General features: G+C 51.9%; 16 protein-coding genes and 1 pseudogene. 13 read left to right on the top strand and 4 right to left on the bottom strand.

What is annotated here, in order from left to right:
* Positions 1–3 precede the first annotated feature (3 nt).
* The 3 genes from NQD60_RS06665 to ompA all read right to left on the bottom strand — a co-directional run bounded on the left by NQD60_RS06665 (position 4) and on the right by ompA (position 2,111).
* Positions 4–693, bottom strand: a complete 690-nt coding sequence (locus NQD60_RS06665; protein ID WP_257100165.1) for an HAD family hydrolase — start codon at positions 691–693, stop codon at positions 4–6.
* Positions 690–1,385, bottom strand: coding sequence for a bifunctional 2-polyprenyl-6-hydroxyphenol methylase/3-demethylubiquinol 3-O-methyltransferase UbiG (ubiG, locus tag NQD60_RS06660; RefSeq protein WP_257100164.1), 696 nt, complete (start codon positions 1,383–1,385; stop codon positions 690–692). Before ubiG ends, NQD60_RS06665 begins: the two co-directional genes overlap by 4 nt.
* A gap of 69 nt (positions 1,386–1,454) precedes the next feature.
* A complete protein-coding gene (gene ompA, locus NQD60_RS06655) occupies positions 1,455–2,111 on the bottom strand; it encodes an outer membrane protein OmpA (RefSeq protein WP_257100163.1) in 657 nt (218 codons plus the stop codon).
* A 373-nt stretch (positions 2,112–2,484) separates the two neighbouring features.
* Here ompA and gyrA point away from each other — a divergent pair, with 373 nt between their 5' ends.
* From gyrA to NQD60_RS06615, 8 genes are all read left to right on the top strand, one after another.
* A complete protein-coding gene (gene gyrA / locus NQD60_RS06650; RefSeq protein ID WP_257100162.1) occupies positions 2,485–5,148 on the top strand; it encodes a DNA gyrase subunit A in 2,664 nt (887 codons plus the stop codon).
* Positions 5,149–5,165: 17 nt separating this feature from the next.
* Positions 5,166–5,822 carry a DUF2059 domain-containing protein gene (locus NQD60_RS06645; protein WP_257100161.1) on the top strand — a complete coding sequence of 219 codons (657 nt, stop codon included), beginning with the start codon at positions 5,166–5,168 and terminating at the stop codon, positions 5,820–5,822.
* 240 nt (positions 5,823–6,062) lie between these two features.
* Positions 6,063–7,166 carry a 3-phosphoserine/phosphohydroxythreonine transaminase gene (serC, locus tag NQD60_RS06640; RefSeq protein WP_257100160.1) on the top strand — a complete coding sequence of 368 codons (1,104 nt, stop codon included), beginning with the start codon at positions 6,063–6,065 and terminating at the stop codon, positions 7,164–7,166.
* Positions 7,167–7,238: 72 nt separating this feature from the next.
* Entirely contained in the window at positions 7,239–8,318 is a 1,080-nt protein-coding gene (pheA, locus tag NQD60_RS06635; RefSeq protein WP_257100159.1) for a prephenate dehydratase, read from the top strand.
* 1 nt (position 8,319) lies between these two features.
* Entirely contained in the window at positions 8,320–9,678 is a 1,359-nt protein-coding gene (gene aroA, locus NQD60_RS06630; protein WP_257100158.1) for a 3-phosphoshikimate 1-carboxyvinyltransferase, read from the top strand.
* Positions 9,675–10,400 carry a (d)CMP kinase gene (cmk, locus tag NQD60_RS06625; RefSeq protein WP_257100157.1) on the top strand — a complete coding sequence of 242 codons (726 nt, stop codon included), beginning with the start codon at positions 9,675–9,677 and terminating at the stop codon, positions 10,398–10,400. The genes aroA and cmk overlap by 4 nt, the downstream gene beginning before the upstream one ends.
* A 136-nt stretch (positions 10,401–10,536) precedes the next feature.
* Positions 10,537–12,252 (top strand): 30S ribosomal protein S1, encoded by a 1,716-nt coding sequence (rpsA, locus tag NQD60_RS06620; protein WP_257100156.1) that lies wholly within the window; start codon positions 10,537–10,539, stop codon positions 12,250–12,252.
* A 6-nt stretch (positions 12,253–12,258) separates the two neighbouring features.
* Positions 12,259–12,579: an integration host factor subunit beta gene (locus tag NQD60_RS06615; protein WP_257100155.1), complete on the top strand. Its 321-nt coding sequence runs from the start codon at positions 12,259–12,261 to the stop codon at positions 12,577–12,579.
* A 78-nt stretch (positions 12,580–12,657) separates the two neighbouring features.
* Here NQD60_RS06615 and NQD60_RS06610 read toward each other — a convergent pair.
* A pseudogene (locus NQD60_RS06610) lies at positions 12,658–12,837 on the bottom strand (recombinase family protein); the annotation flags it as partial.
* A gap of 316 nt (positions 12,838–13,153) precedes the next feature.
* Here NQD60_RS06610 and NQD60_RS06605 point away from each other — a divergent pair.
* The 5 genes from NQD60_RS06605 to lapB all read left to right on the top strand — a co-directional run bounded on the left by NQD60_RS06605 (position 13,154) and on the right by lapB (position 21,914).
* Entirely contained in the window at positions 13,154–18,778 is a 5,625-nt protein-coding gene (locus NQD60_RS06605; RefSeq protein ID WP_257100154.1) for a HEAT repeat domain-containing protein, read from the top strand.
* 40 nt (positions 18,779–18,818) lie between these two features.
* Positions 18,819–19,199 (top strand): hypothetical protein, encoded by a 381-nt coding sequence (locus NQD60_RS06600; protein ID WP_257100153.1) that lies wholly within the window; start codon positions 18,819–18,821, stop codon positions 19,197–19,199.
* 85 nt (positions 19,200–19,284) lie between these two features.
* Positions 19,285–20,298: a pentapeptide repeat-containing protein gene (locus NQD60_RS06595; RefSeq protein WP_257100152.1), complete on the top strand. Its 1,014-nt coding sequence runs from the start codon at positions 19,285–19,287 to the stop codon at positions 20,296–20,298.
* A 126-nt stretch (positions 20,299–20,424) separates the two neighbouring features.
* Positions 20,425–20,715, top strand: a complete 291-nt coding sequence (locus NQD60_RS06590; protein WP_223691770.1) for a lipopolysaccharide assembly LapA domain-containing protein — start codon at positions 20,425–20,427, stop codon at positions 20,713–20,715.
* Between the two features lie 26 nt (positions 20,716–20,741).
* Positions 20,742–21,914, top strand: a complete 1,173-nt coding sequence (gene lapB, locus NQD60_RS06585; protein ID WP_257100150.1) for a lipopolysaccharide assembly protein LapB — start codon at positions 20,742–20,744, stop codon at positions 21,912–21,914.
* Positions 21,915–21,937 lie beyond the last annotated feature (23 nt).

Raw genomic sequence — 21,937 nt, 5'->3', positions numbered from 1 at the left:
TTATTAGGCCGAAGTTTCACTCTTAAACAATAAAGTCCGTAATGCCGCGGGAGAGTCAATAATATAGTCGGCCTGCCATTTTTCAGCTGAGTGTTCACTATAACCATAAGCCGCAGCAATGGTTTTCATCCCGGCTGCTCGGCCAGCTTGGATATCGCGTAAATCGTCACCGATATAGGCAATTTGAGTGGGCGTAAGCTGCAGTTGCTGAGCCGCGTATAAAAGCGGTGCTGGGTGTGGCTTAGCGTGAACTGTCGTGTCTCCGCTGACAACGCAGCTTGCGTGATTCAGGCCCAGCCGTTCTACTAACGGTTGCGTCAAGCGAGCAATTTTGTTTGTCACAATGCCCCAGCGCACGTGATGCGCTGAAAGTTCAGCAAGTAACGCCTCAATACCTGGAAAAAGCACGGTTGCACTGTCAAGATCAGCGGTATAGTTGGCTAAAAATTCTTCAATCATTGCCACGAAATCACGATGTGTTGCATCAATCCCAAACGCGCCACCGAGCAGCCCGCGCGCACCGGCAGAAGCAAATGGTCGTAATTGTCCAAGCGGTAGCATTGGCATGCCACGTGCATGGCGCATTTTATTGACTGCCGCCGCAAGATTGGGCGCTGTGTCAGCCAGCGTGCCGTCAAGGTCAAAAAGGATTGCCCGCTCGGCGCTGGGTGAGATAAATGAGGTATCGCTCATACACGGACACAAGCCAGCATGTAATTGATGCTGGTGTCATTGGAAAGCGTAAAGTGTTGGCTCATTGGAGCATAACTTACGCCTTTAAATGCGTGTAAACGCAACCCAGCAGCACGCGCGTATGAACTTAATTCAGCAGGGCGGATAAACCGTGCGTAGTCGTGGGTGCCACGCGGCAGCATTTGGGCAATATATTCTGCTGCGATGACTGCAAATAGATAAGATTTCAAACTGCGATTAAGGGTTGAAAAAAATACCCAGCCGCCAGGCTTAACAAGCTTAGCGCAAGCGCTCACAATGGAGCCAGGATCGGGCACATGCTCTAGCATTTCCATGCAGGTCACCGCATCATAGGCGCCAGGCTCACGCAGGGCGAGGGCTTCGGCTGAAACTTCTTCATACTCTAGCATGACGCCACTGTCGAGACGATGCAATTCAGCGGCGCTCAATGCATCAGAGGCGAGGTCGATGCCTTTGACCTGCGCGCCAAGCTGAGCCATTGATTCAGCCAAAATACCTCCGCCACACCCTACATCTAGGATGCGTTTGCCCCTTAGTTGCGTATAGGAGTTGATCCAATCAAGCCGCAACGGGTTCAGTTGGTGCAGGGGTTTAAATTCAGCCGTAGGGTCCCACCAGCGATGGGCGAGAGCGCTAAATTTTCTGAGTTCGTGTGGATCAGCGTTGATCATCGATTTAATCTGGACCGTAAAAAAAGCCCTGCAGCAGCAGGGCTTTCACATCATGATATGCCGCTTAGCTTAATAAGCAGGCTGATTGGCTGGCGTGGTTGTGCCTACCACTTCAACTTCAACGCGGCGGTTTGGAGCCAAACAGGCAATCAAATCTTTCCGTGTCTTTTGGTGGCAATCGGTGACTACAGGATTGCGCTTGCCTTTAGCTTCGGTGTAAATGCGGTTTTCGTCAATACCTTGACTCGCTAGATATGCTTTCACGGCTTGTGCACGTTTCATCGAAAGCTTATCGTTATAACGGTCATGACCGATTTTATCGGTATAGCCGGTGGCGACGATGACTTCAAGATTCAGCCCTTTGACTTTTTGGGCGAGTGCATCAAGTTCAGTTTGACCACTAGCTTTCAAGATGGCCTGATCAAAGTCAAACAACGTATCGGCTTGATAAGTGACTTTTTGGTTAGTGATTTGTGGCACGATAGGAGGTGTTTCTGTGGCTTGCACGACAAGAGCGCCATCGCATTTTGGATTGGCCGTTGCGGGCGTCCAAGGCGAACTACGCCAGCATAGCTCATTGGTGCCATTCGTCCACACATATTCTTGGCTGCCGTTGGCCCAGTTGTCGGTGTTTACTTGGGGTGAAAGCTGTACGGATTGCGCCGAAGCGGAGGCAGCCATTACTGCAGCAGCTGCGATGACAGCGAGCTTGGAAAGTGTGTTCATATTTCTCCTCTCGAGTTTGAAGTTACCGCAGGTTTTCTGCGCGTCTGATGATTAGAAAAATGATGCTCGCAGAAGGGCATTGAAAGCAAGCTAAAAATACTCAATAAATTGTATTGCAATGCCTATTCGCGTAGAGTTATTCTGCCATATCGCATCACTAAGCCGGTGAACATTTCTTCTAAAGAGGGGTGCGATTCGCTAACTGTGGCAAGCGCGCAACAGCTGAGTCAAGGCAACTGGGCCATGACAGCAAGCTGCGCATGCTAAAATTACGCGTTATTCATCTTTAACTTGGCTCTTGATACAGCCCCTTATCTTTAATAGCAATCGCCGCTAGCGCGGTTTTTTGCCATAGAACAAACTAGCCTGATAAATGGATCAATTCGCCAAAGAGACTCTACCCATCTCGCTTGAAGAAGAAATGCGCCGCTCTTACCTCGATTACGCCATGAGCGTGATTGTAGGGCGAGCGCTGCCCAGTGTTTATGATGGTCTTAAGCCCGTGCATCGGCGTGTATTGTATTCAATGCACGAGTTAAACAATGACTGGAATCGTGCCTATAAAAAGTCCGCTAGGATTGTTGGGGATGTCATCGGTAAGTATCATCCGCATGGCGATGCCGCGGTCTACGGCACGATTGTGCGGATGGCGCAGGATTTTTCGTTGCGTTATATGCTGATTGACGGTCAGGGTAATTTTGGTTCGGTCGATGGGGATAACCCTGCGGCGATGCGTTATACCGAAATCCGCATGGCTAAAATCGGCCATGAATTGCTGGCTGACCTGGATAAAGAGACGGTCGACTTTGAGCCCAATTATGACGGCAGTGAAAGTGAGCCCGTGGTCTTGCCCGCGCGCATGCCCAATTTGCTGATTAATGGCTCATCCGGCATTGCCGTTGGGATGGCCACGAATATTCCGCCCCATAATTTGAACGAAGTGGTGGATGGTTGCCAGCTTCTGCTGCAAAATCCACAGGCATCGATTGATGACTTAATTGCGGTGATTCCTGCGCCTGATTTTCCGACTGCGGGCATTATTTATGGCATTGCTGGCGTGCGTGATGGCTATCGCACCGGCCGTGGCCGTGTCGTGATGCGGGGTAAAACGCATTTTGAAGAAATTGATCGTGGCCAGCGTAATGCGATCATCATTGACGAGCTGCCGTATCAAGTCAATAAACGCATGTTGCTTGAGCGCATTGCCGAGCTGGTGCACGAAAAACGCATTGAAGGTATTTCCGATATCCGCGATGAGTCGGATAAGAGCGGGATGCGCGCGGTCATTGAGCTCAAGCGCGGCGAAGTGCCAGAGGTGATACTGAATAACCTCTACAAAAATACCCAACTGCAAGACACCTTTGGCATGAATATGGTCGCTTTGGTCGATGGCCAGCCAAAGCTCCTTAACCTGAAGGAGATGCTGCAGTGTTTCTTAGCACACCGGCGTGAGGTAATTACGCGCCGTACGGTATATGAATTGCGCCGGGCGCGTGAGCGCGGGCATGTCTTGGAAGGACTGGCGGTTGCTTTAGCGAATATCGATGAATTTATTGCCATCATCAAGGCGGCCCCTTCACCACCGAGCGCGCGGCAAGAGTTAATGGGGCGTGTGTGGGATTCGCCGCTCGTGCGTGACATGTTGCTGCGAGCTGGGGGCGATACGCCGGGCGGTGGCGCCGCGTATCGGCCAGAAAGCTTAAACCCAAGCTTTGGGATGCAGCCTGACGGTCGCTATAAATTATCGGATGTGCAAGCGCAAGAAATTCTGCAAATGCGCTTGCAGAGGCTGACTGGACTCGAGCAAGATAAGATTTTGGCGGAATATCGCGAGATGATGAAGCAAATTTCCGATCTACTTGATATTTTGGCGAAACCGGAGCGTCTGCGCACCATTATTAGTGACGAGCTGACAGCAATTAAAAAAGAGTTTGGTGATGCGCGTCGCTCATATATTGAATTCAATGCAACTGAGCTCAATACAGAAGATTTAATTACGCCGCAAGACATGGTCGTGACGCTGTCGCATGGCGGCTATGTAAAGGCGCAGCCTTTATCCGAATATGGCGCGCAAAAGCGTGGCGGGCGTGGTAAGCAAGCAACTTCGATGAAGGAAGATGATTGGATTGAAACCTTGTTTATTGCGAATACGCACGATTACATTCTGTGCTTTTCCAATCATGGCCGTGTGTATTGGGTTAAGGTCTATGAAGTGCCGCAAGGTTCGCGCAATGCGCGGGGGCGGCCGATCGTTAATATGTTTCCATTGAATGAGGGTGAAAGAATCACGGTCGTGCTGTCGGTGAAGGAATTCTCTCCTGAGCGTTATGTCTTCATGGCAACCTCGCTTGGCACGGTCAAGAAAACACCGCTTGAAGCCTTTAGCCGTCCACTCAAAAAAGGGATTATTGCGGTCAATCTGGATGAAGGCGATTATCTAATTGGTGCGGCGATTACCGATGGTGAGCACGATGTCATGCTCTTTTCAGATAGTGGCAAGGCGGTGCGCTTTAGCGAAAATGATGTGCGGCCGATGGGGCGTGGCACCCGTGGTGTGCGTGGTATGCGGCTAGAAGAAGGGCAGCAGGTCATCGCCTTGCTGGTGGCGGAGAATGAGCGGCAGTCGGTGTTGACAGCCACTGAAAATGGCTTCGGCAAACGTACCCCAATTGCTGAATATACCCGTCACGGGCGCGGTACCAAAGGGATGATTGCGATTCAAACTAGCGAGCGTAACGGTAAAGTGGTGGCGGCAATATTAGTTGAGCCGGAAAGCGAAATTATGCTGATTACAACGGCGGGGGTATTGATCCGTACGCGTGTTGCCGGCATACGAGAAATGGGCCGCGCCACACAAGGTGTTACACTCATTACCCTGGACAAAGGAACCACATTATCGGGACTGCAACAGGTAGCTGAAACCGAGGCGGAGGTCGACACTAATGCTGAGACAGAGGTTGACGCTAACACCGAGTCAGAGGTCGATGCTAATACCGAGACCAATCCTGAGGCAGGTTCTAGCCTTGAAAACGATTGATTTTTATGGAGCAATCAATGCAAATAAAGTTTAAGTCATGGATGTTGTTAGCCCCTTGGTTTTTGTTGGCGCCAGCTTTTTCTATTGCTCAGCCGCTGACGATGCAAGGTGAGGCGCTTTCTGCCGCTCCTGCCGCAGCGCCGCTTGATCCGGCTCAGCAGGCGGCCATTAAAGATTTGCTAGAGGCTATCGACGCGGATAAGCATGCTACGGCAATTGGTAACAGCGCCCAGATGCAAATGAAACAATTAGTGCCGGCTATTTTGTCCGATGCATTGTCGGAGAATAAAAAGCTCACTGATGCACAAAAGCGCGCAGCTGTTCCACAGTTGCGGCAAAGCGCATTAGCTAAACTTGCTGAGCAAGCCGGCCAATTGTTTACAACGCCGCAATTTCATCAGGATGCGCTGCAAGCACAGCGCGATGCTTATGCGAAGTATTACACCGCCGCTGAAATTAAAGATTTAACTAAATTCTACAAAAGTAAAGCAGGCATTAAGTTTCTGCAAGTGCAAGACCAAGTTGGTGGTTATGTGCTCAACAGCTTAATGCAAAAGTACATGCCGCCGTCGATCCAAGCGGCGCGCGAGCAGGCTGATAAAGAAGTTGCATTGGTCGCTAAGTCACGGACTTCTAAAAAACCTGCAAGCAAGGCGAATAGCACGGCCAAGTAACGCGGTTGATGAGTTTTTAAAAAGAATGGCCGTTTTGCATACCCGTGCAAAACGGCCATAATTATTTAATTTGGGTCCTAAAGCGGGCTTGTTTTTGCCTTCTGATTTCCTCGGTGGCATAAGAACAGATAGCAGTCATGCGGTTTTAAATGCCGCAGGATGAGGTTGCGTTGTGTGGCTCGGCAATCCTATCGACAAAAAACGATTGTCCTGAAACGCCCTTGAATACGAGTGATGCAGATGCGCCCATTTAATTTTGCTGCCGGTCCGGCAGCCCTACCCGTTGAAGTACTTCAGCAAGCCGCCGATGAGATGTTGGATTGGCAAGGCACAGGCACGAGTGTGATGGAAATGAGTCACCGTAGCCGCGAATTTGAGTCAATTCATCAAACTGCATTGGCTGATCTGGCTGAATTACTGATGCTGCCGGCAAATTACCGCCTGCTTTTTTTGCAAGGCGGAGCGCTTGCCGAAAATGCCTTGGTCCCATTAAATCTGCTGGGCGCGCGCACAGCGGCGGACTATGTGGTGACGGGTACATGGTCGCGTAAATCGCAATTGGAAGCAAGCCGTTACTGCGCAGCGCATATTGCTGCGACGAATGAAACAAGCAGACTCAATTCTCCGCAAAATAGAGCGCGGCTTGGTATTCCTGCGTTTACTGACTGGCATTTGTCTGCTGATCCGGCTTATGTCCATATCTGCACCAATGAGACCGTGAATGGCGTTGAGTTTTTTGAGATCCCGGATTTAGGCGAGGTGCCGCTGGTGGCGGATGCTTCATCGCATCTATTATCGCGCCCGCTGGACATCACCCAATATGGCGTAATTTATGGGGGCGCGCAGAAAAACATAGGCATGGCCGGCGTTACTTTAGTGATTGTGCGTGAAGATTTATTGGATCGGGCACTGCCGATTTGTCCTTCGGCGTTTGAATGGAAGACTGTTGCCGCGCATAATTCAATGTATAACACGCCGCCTACTTATGCTATTTATATCGCGGGTCTTGTCTTCAAATGGCTTAAACGGCAAGGTGGGCTCGCGGCGATAGAGGCGCGCAATATTGAGAAAGCGCAACTGCTCTATCAAACGATTGACGCCAGCGACTTTTATATTAACTGGGTCGAGCCTGCAGTCAGGTCGCGCATGAATGTCCCATTTTATCTTGCGGATGAAACACGCAACGATGATTTTTTGGCGGGCGCGCGCGCCTGCGGCCTGCTGCACTTAAAAGGGCATGCTTCGGTTGGCGGTATGCGCGCCTCAATTTATAATGCAGTGCCGCTCGCAGCAGTGCGGGCGCTGGTTGATTATATGCAAGCCTTTGCCCAACGCCACGCTTAGGAGGGCTAGCCAACGGATGTCAACCGAATCCATACCTGCCTTTTCTCTTGCCGTTTAATATTTTGATATAGCATGGATGATGAACAGCCAACTCTGCAGCCTCTACGAGATAGTATCGATTTGATCGATGGGCAGTTGCTCACGTTATTAAACCAACGTGCGGCACTGGCACTTGAAGTCGGTGAAATCAAGAAGCATTTTAAGACGCCAGTGTTTCGCCCTGAGCGTGAATTGTCGGTACTCACGCGTTTGCAAGCGCTCAACCAAGGGCCATTGCAAGCTAAGCACATCGCTGTGATTTGGCGAGAAATCATGGCGGCCAGCCGGGCTCTTGAAAAGCCGTTCACAGCGGCTTTTCTCGGGCCGGTTGGCACGTATAGTGAAGAGGCTCTGCATAAATATAGTAGCTCTGCGGTAGAGGGCTTGCCTTGTCCGTCGATCGATGAAGTTTTTCGAGCAGTGGAAGCGGGTGCGGCCAATATTGGTATCGTTCCGGTTGAAAATTCAACTGAAGGTGCAGTCTCGCGCACGCTTGATTTGCTGTTACATTCTCCGCTGGCGCTCACTGGCGAAGTGGTTTTGCCAATCCAGCATAGCCTATTAACGCGCACGGGTACGTTGGCTGGCGTCTCGCGTGTGTGTGCCCATGCACAGGCACTGGCGCAATGCCAGCATTGGCTGGCGCTGCATGCGCCGCAACTCGAACGGCAAGCCGTGGCTAGCAATGCTGCTGCTGCTCAATTGGCGGCGGCTGATGCGAGCGTGGCGGCGATTGCGAGCGAACGGGCCGCGGCCCATTATAATTTAGTGACCGTGCAGGCGATGATGCAAGACGATCCGCATAACCGTACTCGCTTTGTGGTGATTGGTGGGCGCTCGAGTGCGCCCACTGGTTGTGATCAAACTTCACTGATCTTAGCCGTGAAAAATGTAGCGGGGGCGGTGTGTCGGATGCTCGAACCCTTGGCGCGTCATGGCGTTTCGATGACGCGTTTCGAGTCGCGGCCAGCCAAAAGCGGCGCTTGGGAATATTATTTTTATATCGACCTTGAAGGACATTATGCCGATGCCCCGTTAGCGGCCGCGTTTGCAGAATTAAAGCAAGGTGCAGCCTTTATTAAAATCCTCGGTTCTTACCCACGGGCGCATTGATATGCATCTTGATTTAGGACCGTATACCCAGGCAAGGGGTACGGTGCAGTTACCGGGCTCAAAAAGCATCTCGAACCGCGTGCTTTTGCTAGCGGCGCTGGCACATGGAAAAACGCTCATCACTAATTTGTTAGAGGCGGATGATACGCGCGTGATGTTAGAGGCGTTAGCTACGCTTGGCGTGCATTGTCTGCGGCAAGATCAGGATTATGCCGTGGCTGGAGTGGGGGGTGTTTTTCCGCTCAGAAAAGCGCAGCTTTTTCTTGGCAATGCCGGTACGGCGGTGCGTTTGTTAAGTGCCGCGCTCGCCCTGCAGGCGGGGGGGGGCGACCGCGCATATCAGATTGCAGGTGTACCGCGGATGCATGAAAGACCCATCGGGGATTTAGTCGATAGTTTGCGTGTGCTAGGTGCATCGATTGAGTATGCAGGGCGCGAAGGTTTTCCGCCGCTGCTGATCGGACCTATGCAAAAGAGGGATGAAGCCGTGGCAGGCAAAGCAGATCCGGCCGCTTCTATCATCGCGCCTCATCAGCAACTCTCTGTGCGGGGCGATATATCGAGTCAGTTCTTGAGTGCTGTGTTGATGGCGCTGCCATTACTGCCGGTGGCGCAACGCAACGTCATCATTAAAGTTGATGGAGAATTGATTTCAAAGCCCTACATTGACCTGACCATCAGTTTGATGGCGCGCTTTGGCGTGCAAGTAGAGCGCGAGGACTGGCAGTGCTTCAGCCTAGCGGCAAACTCGTCTTATCAAGCGCCAGGCCAGATCGCAGTTGAGGGCGATGCCTCATCGGCCTCTTATTTTCTGGCCGCCGGCGCCGTCGGCGGAGGGCCGCTGCGAGTAACCGGGGTTGGGGCCGAGAGTATCCAGGGCGATATTGGCTTTGCCAATGTGTTGACCCAGATGGGTGCTAACGTCATGATGGGGCCTGACTGGATTGAAGTTAGTGGTGCTACCAATAGCCCGCGCCGGCTCAAGGCAATTGATATGGATTTTAATTTAATCCCTGATGCTGCCATGACAGTTGCTGTGCTCGCGCTTTTTGCCGAAGGCACGAGCACTTTGCGCAATATCGCCAGTTGGCGCGTGAAAGAGACGGATCGGCTAGCCGCGATGGCGACAGAGCTGCGTAAATTAGGCGCCACAGTTGACGCCGGAGCCGATTTTTTGCGGATTACTCCACCCGCCACACTCACCGCCGGGGCCGAGATTAATACGTATGATGATCACCGCATGGCAATGTGTTTTTCGCTCGTGAGTTTGGCTGGGGTGCCGATTAGAATTAACGATCCCAGCTGTGTTGCAAAAACATTTCCTGATTATTTTGAGCGCTTTGGCGCAGTCGTACGATGACAACAGTTAGAGAACACGCAAAACAGCATACGAAACTGCATGTGCCAGTGATTGCGATTGATGGGCCAACAGCCTCTGGTAAAGGGACGGTTGCGCAGCGGGTGGCCAAGCGTTTGGGATTTGATTACCTTGATAGCGGCGCATTGTACCGCCTGCTTGCGTTGGCGAGCGTGCGGCGCCAGCTTGCGGTAGAGGAGGTTGCAGCCCTCACTGGATTAGCCCGCGAGCTGCATGTCGTCTTTAGAGATGGCTATGTCAAGCTGGATGGCGCTAACGTATCTGATGAAATCCGCGCGGAAGCGATTGGCAATCGAGCTTCTGAAATTGCCACGCATGCGTCGGTAAGGCAGGCGCTGATTGCCCGCCAGCGAGCATTTCGCACATTACCGGGCCTAGTGGCCGATGGCCGGGATATGGGTACGGTGATTTTTCCAGACGCGAATTTGAAGATTTTTTTAACGGCCAGCGTTGAGGCGCGCGCGCAAAGGCGGTATAAACAATTGATAGAAAAAGGTTTTCCTGCTAGTATAGAAACCCTCTCGCAAGATTTAGCTCAGCGCGATGCACGTGATAGTCAACGTGCGAACGCGCCGCTTAAGCCTGCTGAAGATGCAAAAGTGCTCGATACCTCTAGTCTTTGCGCTGATCAAGTGACTGACAAGATACTCGAGTGGTTTGCTGCATTGTCGGTCCCCGTGTTTCACGCCCATATCCATGTATAGGCGGGTCCATAGGTACGGTCATGCTTAGGTTTGCTGCTGTTATGAAGACAGTGGCTTGATAATTAACCCTTAACCCCGTGCACAATTTTGCGTTAAGCAATTCTCAACATAGTGCGCGTAGTACACCTTTAAATTTATGTCCGATTTGCAAACCTCAACCTCTGCTCCTCCCACCGAATCCTTCGCTGCGCTGTTTGCTGAATCACTTACCCGCCAGGATATGCGTGCGGGCGAAGTAATTTCTGCCGAAGTGGTACGTTTTGACCACAATTTTGTGGTTGTCAATGCAGGCCTCAAATCCGAAGCGTATATAGCGCTCGAAGAATTTCTGAATGATCACGGCGAGCTTGAGGCGCAAGTGGGTGATTTTGTTTCCGTCGCCATCGATGCGCTGGAAAATGGTTACGGCGACACCGTTTTGTCGCGTGATAAAGCTAAACGTCTGGCTTCTTGGCTGTCGCTTGAAAAAGCCCTGGACGATAGCGCGCTGGTCACCGGCACGATCACCGGCAAAGTTAAGGGTGGTCTGACCGTCATGGTCAACGGCATCCGTGCTTTCTTGCCGGGCTCATTAATTGATACCCGTCCAGTTAAAGACACAACGCCTTATGAAGGGACGACAACTGAATTCCGCGTGATTAAATTAGATCGCAAGCGCAATAACGTGGTTCTATCACGCCGTGCTGTGATCGAAGCTTCGCAAGGTGAAGAGCGCGCGAAGCTGCTTGAAACCTTACAAGAAGGCGCAGTGGTTGAAGGTGTAGTTAAAAATATTACGGATTATGGTGCATTCGTTGATCTGGGCGGCATTGACGGTCTATTGCATATTACTGATATCGCATGGCGTCGTGTGCGTCATCCGAGCGAGGCACTGACAGTGGGTCAAACCATCACTGCCAAGATTCTCAAATTCGACCAAGAAAAGAACCGCGTTTCGCTGGGTGTTAAACAACTGGGCGGCGATCCATGGGAAGGCATTGCACGCCGTTACCCATCTAGCACACGTTTATTTGGTAAAGTGACCAATATTACCGACTATGGCGCATTTGTTGAAGTTGAGTCTGGGATTGAAGGCTTGGTGCACGTGTCCGAAATGGATTGGACCAATAAGAACGTTGCCCCGGGCAAAGCCGTACAGCTGGGTGATGAGGTTGAAGTGATGGTGCTTGAAATTGATGAAGAGCGTCGTCGGATTAGCCTTGGTATGAAACAGTGCAAACCTAATCCATGGGATGACTTTAGCCGCAACTACAAAAAAGGCGACAAGCTTTCAGGTGCGATTAAATCTATTACTGATTTCGGTGTCTTTATTGGCTTGCCTGGCGCGATCGACGGCTTGGTGCACTTGTCTGACCTATCCTGGAACGAGTCGGCTGAAGAGGCTGTGCGCAAATTCAAGAAAGGTGATGAAGTTGAAGCGATTGTCTTGGGCATTGACGTTGAGAAAGAGCGTATTTCACTCGGTATCAAGCAGCTTGAAGGCGACCCATTCAATAACTATACTGCCATGAACGACAAAGGTTCGATTGTGCAAGGTACAGTTAAATCAGTTGATGCCAAAGGCGCTATTGTGACGCTTGCAATCGAGGTTGAAGCCTACTTGCGCGCATCTGAACTCGGCCGTGAGCGTGTTGAAGATGCCCGCACTGTCCTTAAAGAAGGCGACGCTGTCGATGCGATGATCATCAATATTGACCGTAAAACGCGTAGCATTAATCTGTCTGTTAAGGCGAAAGAGGCCGGTATACAGCCAGACGTAAACCAAAACCAACGCGACAATAGCTCGGCAGCAAGCGGCACGACCAATCTCGGTGCACTGCTTAAAGCCAAGCTGGATAGTCAAAATCAGTAAACGAGCATGACCAGATCTGAATTGGTCGCTCAGTTGGCTACGCGCTTTCCGCTGCTTGTGCTTAAAGACACAAGTCTTGCGGTAAGCGCGGTGCTCGATGCGATGTCTGGAGCGCTCGCTCAAGGCCATCGTATCGAGATTCGTGGTTTTGGTAGTTTTTCTGTGAATTGTCGTCGCCCAAGAGTTGGCCGTAACCCAAAGTCAGGTGAACAAGTGCTCGTGCAAGAGAAATATGTGCCGCACTTTAAACCAGGTAAAGCGTTGCGTGAGCAAGTTGATAGCCGGGCTGGTAGCACTCCTCTCCGATTCGATTTTCCTATCGAATAATCAATTTCTAATTTCAATTAGTAAAATCTATAATTATCCTCATAGCGCGTGAACCTACATTCTGCTACCCCCGCTTTCCACAACTACGGTATTGCCCTCGCGTACGAAGGATAGCAGTGCATCAAGTTCCGGCCGTTGAGCATCCTTCCCTGGCGCCTTGTTGCTGAACACTCTGTGGACTTTGACATGCTCAAGTTGCCGCTTCGGGTTCTGGTCGAAGCTGCTAACCCGGATATAACCAATACGTTGACCCTGCAAAATATCCCCTAGGACAAAAATGTCAGGAAGAAATCTATTACCTTTAAAGGTGCATGTCAAAAAATATCATAAATGACTCTATTTTGACAATTTTATGAGGGTAACCTGACATCAGGATAGGGTATAGATCAACCGGACATTGCTTCCTTCTTTTGAGCACTTAAGTTGCACGCTCAAACCGGTGACAGAATCGGCAAAGTGGCGATATACTCCATCCCCGTGCCGGAACAACTGATCAAGAGCGCGCGCATCATCCGATATCCATCATGCTCTTAGCGCATTTGATCCTAGCAAAAAATAACAAAGGGGAAGTGATATGTTGGGCAGCATCTTTTCGTCATCACGCAGCGTGCTTTCGCCACCGGAAGTATTGGATCTCGCCAACGATTTTTTAGAGTTTGCTCGCAAGAACACAAATCCCAAAATAGCGTTGATCTTATGCGACGATGTGGAAGCCTCGTTATCTCAGATGAAAAAAGCCTTGAGAAAGGCGGATGCCGCTGAAACCCTAGCAGATCAAACGCTACGAGATAAAATCGCCGTTGTTTATTTCGAGCATGGCAAAGTGTTAGACCAGTTAGGGCAACACAATAGGGCGCAGGCAAGCTATAAAAAAGCGCAAAAGTGGGGCCATCCCGGCCTAGCCCCTCAGTCAAGCATTCTCTCGGCCAGTGCAGCGCTGCCCCCGGCTGCGCTGACGAACCGGTCTCTCATCACCGCGCAGACCAGCGAGACCTTGCATGTTCCTGCGCTATCCTCCGCCGCCAACCCGTCCTCTGCCATCTCCGCTGATATCCCATCAACATTGTCTGAACCTGTCCAGAACGCAGCACTTTCGCCACGCATACTCGAAGGCATCGAGGAAAAGAATGACTTGGTTAACGAGTTGTTTATAGAAACACTAAAGACGTTTCAGAACTTGGATTTATCGAGCGTATGGCCCAGCGCCTTTTTAGTGTACGCCCATGACAACCCGCATTACGGAATGGCGGATGCAGGCACGGCGAAATTTCTGATTGAGCACCTGGTGAAGCTAGGCGTGAATCTCTATTCCGATCAACGGCCAAAGGGACTGCAAGCGCCGGCTGCGTTAAGCACTCGAGCAGACGCGGCCAGGGTGGACGATATTCTCACCAGCCAACTGTGTTTGTTACCCACCGCCATAGGCGCGATCAAACCGGTCGATAAAGTAATTGTGTGTGGTTCGCAGGTCTTAGGGCACTATCTGCAATGGGGAGAAGCGGGGAAACACTATCAGGCCTATTGCGCAGACCTGAAAAAAGCCTATGGGCTGGCTCAGCAAAACCCTGCACAGGCAGAAACCGAAATACGGACGGTGGTCAATACGTATTCCCAACAAGCGGACTTTCATCATGTCTTGACAGAAATGGCCTTCTTAAAAATCCGCACAGACTATTTGGATCAGCACGGCATCATTCCCGTCTCGTTATCTGCCAATGGGTATGAACTTTGCGTTCAGGATTTTGTCAAAGCGACGACGGTGCGCATTGAAGATATGCCCCGCTTTGCCTCACAGCAGGCGAGCGGTCAGGCCGTGTACCAGCAGCAGGGGCGTCATCTAGTTTTCTTTAAGTTATTGGAGCGGCTGCTGGCGCAAAACGGCGCAGAAGCGCTGCTGCGCACATTTTGGACAGCTTATGCCGACTTGATTAAGCGCTTAAACAGCGAAGCATCGGCGCCTAAGGCAGCGGAATATGTACGCGTATGGGGGCAGATCTCCCAGAGTGTCCAGGCCACGCTGCAAGCGCTACAGGAACAAGTAAATGAGCACGAACTACACACCGCCTTAACCCGTTACGTCTCTCTCGACCGTCTAGCGATTCAGCGGCTATCCGGTCCGCCACTCTCGATGAAACACTGCTATATCAATCTGGCGATAGTGGAACACAAAAAAATACGCAAGGAAGAGGAAAAGCCTAAAGAGGGTGAAGAGAACAAGCTTAAAGAAGAAGCCGCGCAAAACCACTTTCATCGCTTACCTAGTTTCGAGACGATCGATTCCAATCAACAGAAATTAGTGCCACTCGAGACGCTGTTTGATCCTCGAGAATTAAGCGATGGCAAGACCGTGGCTCCGAAACGGATTCTGATTCGAGGTCGGGCTGGCGTGGGCAAAACGACCTTATCCAAAAAGATCGTCTACGACTACACCCAGAAGGCACAATGGCGGGATCGCTTTGACTGGCTGTTCTGGATTCCGCTGCGCACGCTCAAGGGCAAATCAAACTGTGATCTAACCACCTTGTTTCATGAAACCTATTTTCAGGGCTACCCCAACGGTCAGGCTTTAGCAAAGGCGCTCGAAGCGCACATCAACGGGCCAGCTAAAGATAAAACCCTCTTTGTGCTCGATGGCTGGGATGAAATCGCCCAGGAATGGGGGGAGCACGAACCGATGTCCAGTTTTATGAAGCAGTTGCTCAATCAGCCTGCGGTGCTGATTACCTCCCGGCCTTATGTGGATTTGAAACAGGCTCAACCGATGGATTTGGAGTTGGAGACGGTGGGCTTTAGCCCGGAAAACGTCACAGCCTATCTCGATAATCGGGACATGATGGCGGCTTCGGACGCTAAGGAGATCAAGCACTTCATCCAGACCAACACCTTCATCCAAGGACTGGTCAATGTACCCATCCAGTTAGACGCTCTCTGTTACAGTTGGGATGAAATCAAGCGCATGCAAAAAGAGGCGCCAAGCGCGATGACTGTTACCGCTTTATATCAAGCCATGATGAACAAATTATGGCGCAAGGATATGCTGCGTTTGGGTAAACGGGAAGGGGGGGAGCTCTTAACCGCGAGCCAGATTAACGCGCTTGAAAGGCCATCACGTATCGAGAAATTGGTGCAAGCCGAACATGATTTTCTGAGCACCTTAGCTTTTAGGGGATTGCAGCGTAATCAAATTGAATTCCATCATCGTGACCTGCATACGCTGATTGAGCAGCTTGAGGCACAAGGAGTGAATCTCCCCCTTACGTTGGAAGCTAACCTCAAAAAACTCTCGTTCCTGCATACCGATGATGCCGAGGAAAGCCGACGCAGTTACCACTTCATGCATTTGACGTTTCAGGAGTTCTTTACGGCCAAGCATTTTGTTGCACATTGGGAAGCGGGGCAGGAGATCACCCTGCTATCTACCAACACCAAGGGGTGGACGAGAGCAACACCTGAAGCATTTGTTCGTCAACACAAATACAACCCGCGCTATGAGATTCTGTGGTGGTTTGTTGCAGGTCTGTTGCGCGGAGAAGCCCTGAATCGGTTCTTTATTTTGCTCGAAGCCGAACCACGTGATTTGCTTGGTGCCCATCATCAGCGCCTCCTCATGAACTGCCTGCATGAAACATCTCGTACGCCTGGCGTTGGGCTGCTGCCCGAAATTCGAGACCGGCTGGAGCAAGGTTTGGCGCAATGGCTGCAATTGGAAATCGACAAGAGAAAAGAATGCACACTAGCGTATCAGCCCACGTTTCCCGAGCACTTGTTGCTCCAGTGCCTTCAGAAGACGACATCAACGCAAACAAAACGAGCGGTTGCAACAGCATTCGGACATCGATCTGCTTTATCGGAGTCGGCCCTGCTGGCATTGATCGCTCTGGCGAAGGACAGGAGCAGGGACATGAGGTGCAGCGCTGCTGACGTGTTAGGCCAGAACTCTTCGTTACCGGAGTCGGCCCTGCTGGCATTGATCGTGCTGGCGAAGGACGAGGACAAGCGCGTGAGGTACCACGCTGCTAATGCGTTAGGCCAGCAGTCTTTGTTACCGGAGTCGGCCCTGCTGGCATTGATCGCGCTGGCGAAGGACGAGGACGTGAGGTACCGCGCTGCTTATGCGTTAGGCAAGCAGTCTTCGTTACCGGAGTCGGCCCTGCTGGCATTGATCGTGCTGCTGAAGGACAAGAGCTGGCTCGCGAGGGGCAGCGCTGCTACTGCGTTAGGCCAGCAGTCTTCGTTACCGGAGTCGGTCCTGCTGGCCTTGACCGCTCTGGCGAATGACGAGAACCTGAGCGTGAGGCACAGCGTTGCTGAAGCGTTAGGCCAGCAGTCTTCGTTACCGGAGTCGGTCTTGCTGGCCTTGACTGCGCTGCTGAAGCACAAGAACGGGGACGTGAGGCGTAGCGCTGTTGGTGTGTTAGGCAAGCAGTCTTCGTTATCGGAGTCGGCCCTGCAGGCCTTGACCGCGCTGGTGAAGGACGAGGGCAGGGACGTGAGGTGCAGCGCTGCTGATGTGTTAGGCAAGCAGTCTTCGTTATCGGAGTCAGCCATGCTGCTCTTGGTCGCGTTGGTAAAGGATGAGAACGGGGACGCGAGGAGCGTCGCTGCTACTGCGTTAGGCCAGCAGTCTCCGTTACCGGAGTCGGCACTGCTGGCCTTGATCGCGCTGGCGGAGGACGAGAGCTGGATCGTGAGGCGCAGCGCTGCTAAGGCGTTAGAAAAACAGTCTTCGTTACCGGAGTCAGCCCTGCAGGCCTTGATCGCGCTGACGAAGGACGAGAACGAGTACGTGAGGGACAGCGCTGCTGAAGCGTTAGGCCAGCAGTCTTCGTTACCGGAGTCGGCCCTGCAGGCCTTGATCGCGCTGGCGAAGGACGAGAACAGGGACGTGAGGCGCCGCGCTGCTGATGTGTTAGGCCAGCAGTCTTCGTTACCGGAGTCGGCCCTGCAGGCCTTGGTCGCGCTGCTGAAGGACGAGAACGAGTACGAGGACGTGAGGCGCAGCGCTGCTGAAGCGTTAGGCCAGCAATCTTCGTTACCGGAGTCGGCCCTGCTGGCCTTGATTGCACTGGCGAAGGACGAAGACGAGAGCGGGGACGTGAGGCGCAGCGCTGCTGAAGCGTTAGGCCAGCAATCTTCGTTACCGGAGTCGGCCCTGCTGGCCTTGATCGCGCTGCTGAAGGATGAGGGCAGGGACGTGAGGCGCAGCGCTGCTAATGCGTTAGGCCAGCAGTCTTCGTTACCGGAGTCGGCCCTGCCGGCCTTGGTCGCGCTGCTGAAGGACGAGAACGAGTACGAGGACGTGAGGCGCAGCGCTGCTAATGCGTTAGGTAAGCAATCTTCATTACCGGAGTCGGCCCTGCTGGCCTTGATCGCGCTGCTGAAGGATGGGGACAGGGACGTGAGGCGCAGGGCTTCTGATGCGTTAGGCCAGCAATCTTCGTTACCGGAGTCGGCCCTGCTGGCCTTGATCGCGCTGCTGAAGGATGGGGACAGGGACGTGAGGCGCAGGGCTGCTGAAGCGTTAGGCCAGCAGTCTTCGTTACCGGAGTCGGCCCTGCTAGCCTTGATCGCGCTGGCGAAGGACGAAGACGAGAGCGGGGACGTGAGGCGCAGCGCTGCTGATGCGTTAGACAAGCAGTCTTCGTTACCGGAATCGGTCCTACTGGTCTTGATCGCGCTGCTGAAGGACGAAAACGAGTACGTGAGGCGCAACGCTGCTGAGAGGTTAGGCAAACACCGCTCGACGTTCTATCGCTTATTGCCAACGCTTAATAGGCAAAAGATAGAATTGATCTATAAAGAATACTTATTTGAACAACGCTTTGATCAGAGTGCGCCTTTGTATATACAGGACGGCATCCTGTATTTTTATACCGCTGAAGGTGTGCAAACTGTTCCCTTTAGCAATCCAGACCAGGAAACCAAGTTCAGGCAAGCGGTTCAACACGCCCAGCAGGCTGTGGGTATTCCTTTCGCTCCTTACCTAAGCACGAGAGGGCAAGTCGAGCAGCCGGACGCACAAAATGGGGAGGAGGCACTGGTTGTTCCTTCTATCAGTCAAACGCAATGGGGGCCTTCTAAGACGGATCGAGGCATACAGACAGAGGTTTTTCCGACCGTTGCATCAGTCAACCGATTATCTTCCCCTCATCTGTCCGCCAAAAAAAAGGTTTTAGGGTTAATCAAGGGTTTCGCATAATAGCGGATGTGCTCGCTTGCTCTGCCTATGTTACGACACGATGACAACGGTGGACCTGTATGAGCATTTCGTCAGACGCTGGTTCGAGAGCAACCAACAGCGCTTAAGCGAACAAGATTTAAAAGGGACTCAAGGAGAACTCTTTAGAGCGTTGTGCGATGATGATTTTGCCCAGCACGGTATAAAATTTGTGCAAGAGTTAGCGGTGCATCTGTATATAGAGAATGGGGGTAACCCGATAGTCGAGTATTCGTTGTTCAAAGACGAGGGGAATTGGAAAGAAACTTTTTTTGGGCGCGCAGATAAGAACCAGCTACTGCGAGAGGCCTGGCCGCTGATCCGAAGCGGAAATCAATACCGTTTTATTCATAAATCGCTGCTGGAATATTGTGTGGCGCGCGCTGTTTTAGTCGTTCGATGAGTGCATAGCGCTTAACACCCGCCCCCGTCGCGATAGCACGGCTTCCGTGTATAGTTTTGAAAGCCCTTCTGTTCAGCCTCGACAAATGCTGAAAGACCTGCCGCTAGCCCCCAAGCATTGGGTCGGCGATCTGGGCGTGATGCGCTGGTTGACCGAGCGTGTTCAGAAAGAGCCATTCTTTAAGGAGCGGTTGTTAGCCATTATTGAGCGCTCAAAAGCTGATGCAGGGGCGCGCCAAATAGCGGCCCATGCGATGACGATCTTGGTCAAAGCGGGGGTGCCGTTTAATCGGGCCGATTTAAAGGTTATCCAGATTCCCGGGGCAGATCTGAGTTTTGGGGTATTCGATTCAGCGCAGTTGCAAGAGGCGGATTTAAGAAAGATTACTCTTCGCGCGAGCTGGCTGCGCCAGGCGAATTTAAGCGGCGCGCAGATGGCCGGGGTGCAGTTTGGTGAATGGCCGTTTCTCAAGGAAGAGAGTGAAGTGTATTCCTGCGCGTATTCACCAGATGGGAAAAGCTGTGCGGTAGGTCGTGAAAGGGGTAAGGTCAGCGTGTATTCGACTTCGAATTGGGCAAAAATTTACGCCTTAGAAGGGCATACAGGCTCTGTTACTAGCGCGGTGTATTCGCCGAGCGGTGCGCAGATCGCCTCGGGCAGTTGGGACAAAACGGTGCGGCTGTGGGACGCGCACAGCGGAGCCCTTGGACACACCTTAGAAGGGCATACAGGCTATGTTACTAGCGTGGTGTATGCGCCGAGCGGTTCGCAGGTTGCCTCGGGCAGTGATGACTATACGGTGAGGCTGTGGGATGTTGTCTCGGGCCAGTGTCGAGCGGTGATTGAAGATTTTGACGGAGGTGTTTGTAGCGTTGTCTGGAAAACAACCCGCGACGGCGCCTACCTGGTGACTGGGAGTACAGATAAATCAGTGCGCCGGTGGCAGGTAAAAAAAGAAGGAGAAGAGACTAAAGCGATTTTATGCTGGAGTTCGGGGCATGAAATCCTGACAGTGAAGGATACGTTATTGGCAGGGGTGCGAGGGTTAGGCGGGATGAATCGGGCACTTTTGAAGCAGCGCGGCGCGAGTATGTCGTAGAAAAAGGTCGCAGCCAGAACATCCTGCCGGTAGCCGCTTCGTTTATAATACGTTTCTGCTACCCGCGCTGATAGGCGATTAAAGCCTGTCTGTTTTCATAACCGAAGCATTCATGAGCTGATTCGCATGCGCTTTCTAGTCTGGCTGGTTCGCCTTCTTGTTTTTGCAGTGTTGTTATTATTAGCCCTGGCTAATACGCAAAGCGTAACACTGAATGTCTTCGCGGGTTACAGCTGGCAGGCGCCGTTGATTATTATCGGCTTTGCTTTTTTTGTCGTGGGTATATTGGCTGGGTTACTTTTTACTCTTCCTACAAATTTTCAGCGGCAGTTTCAAATTGGGCGCCTTAAGCGCGAACTCAAGCGTGCGCGCGAGCTATCGATGGCACGCGATGAATTGCCGCCGCCGCTGATTTAATAACAAAAGTAAGTAAGAGTTGACGCATGGATCTTGATTTCTGGTGGCTACTGGTTATTCCGTTGATTTTCGGTTTGGGCTGGATGGCAGCGCGTTTTGATCTCAAACATTTGTTGGCAGAAGGCACAAACCTGCCACGCTCTTATTTTCGTGGCCTTAATTTTCTGCTGAGTGAGCAACACGATAAAGCAATTGATGCTTTTATTGAGGTTGCCAAACTCGATCCAGAAACTACCGAACTCCATTTCGCGCTAGGCAATTTATTTCGCCGCCGGGGTGAAACCGAGCGCGCCATCCGCGTCCATCAAAACTTACTCAATCGCACTGATTTGCCAGTAGTGGAAAGAGATCATGCGCTGTATGAATTGGGCCAAGATTTTTTGAAGGCGGGCCTTTTCGATCGTGCCGAAACTGCATTCGAGCAGTTGGCGGCAGGAATATATGCCAGCGAAGCGCAGCGTAGCTTATTAACGATTTATAGTATTCAAAAAGATTGGCAGCGGGCGATTGCGATTGCCGAGCGACTCGAAGTGCTGGGCGTACAGTCTTGCCGCCAACAGATCGCACAGTTTTATTGTGAGCTGGCTGAAGAGGCGTTGCAGCGTAAACAGCTCGAGCAGGCGCGTAGTGAACTTGAGCGCTCGCTGGTGGCTCATCCGACCAATGCGCGCGCCATGATTTTACAGGGTCAAGTTGAACTCGCGTTGGGCAACCTAACCGCGGCGATTGACGCCTGGATGCAGATTGAGAAAGAGAACGCGACGTATTTACCCCTGGTCGCTGAAAAGCTGATGAGCGCTCATGAGAAACTGGGCCTGGCGGAACAAGGCAGTCGCTTATTGATTGACTATCTTGAGCGTCATGCATCGCATGATTTATTGGATATTGCTTACCCGTATATTGCTGCGCATCAAGGGGTTGAGGCCGCCCATGCACTGGCGCGCGCGCAAATGCAAAAAGCGCCAAACCTAACGGGCATGCTTAGATTGCTTGAGGCGCAACTTGCCAGCGCGGAAACGGAGCGTCGTAGCGAGCTTGAGTTAATGCGCAGGCTATTAATTCAGCGCACAAAAAATTTGCCGCGTTATATCTGCCGGGATTGTGGCTTTCGCGCCCGGTTTTTTTATTGGCAATGCCCAGGCTGCCGCGGTTGGGAAACCTACGCGTCATGCCGTACAGAACCTATGGCACATAGCTAGGTTAGGATTTAAACCTGCAGCCG

The organism is Mycoavidus sp. SF9855 (assembly GCF_024582735.1).
Taxonomy (GTDB): domain Bacteria; phylum Pseudomonadota; class Gammaproteobacteria; order Burkholderiales; family Burkholderiaceae; genus Mycoavidus.
This window is presented reverse-complemented; position numbering and strand designations above follow the sequence as displayed.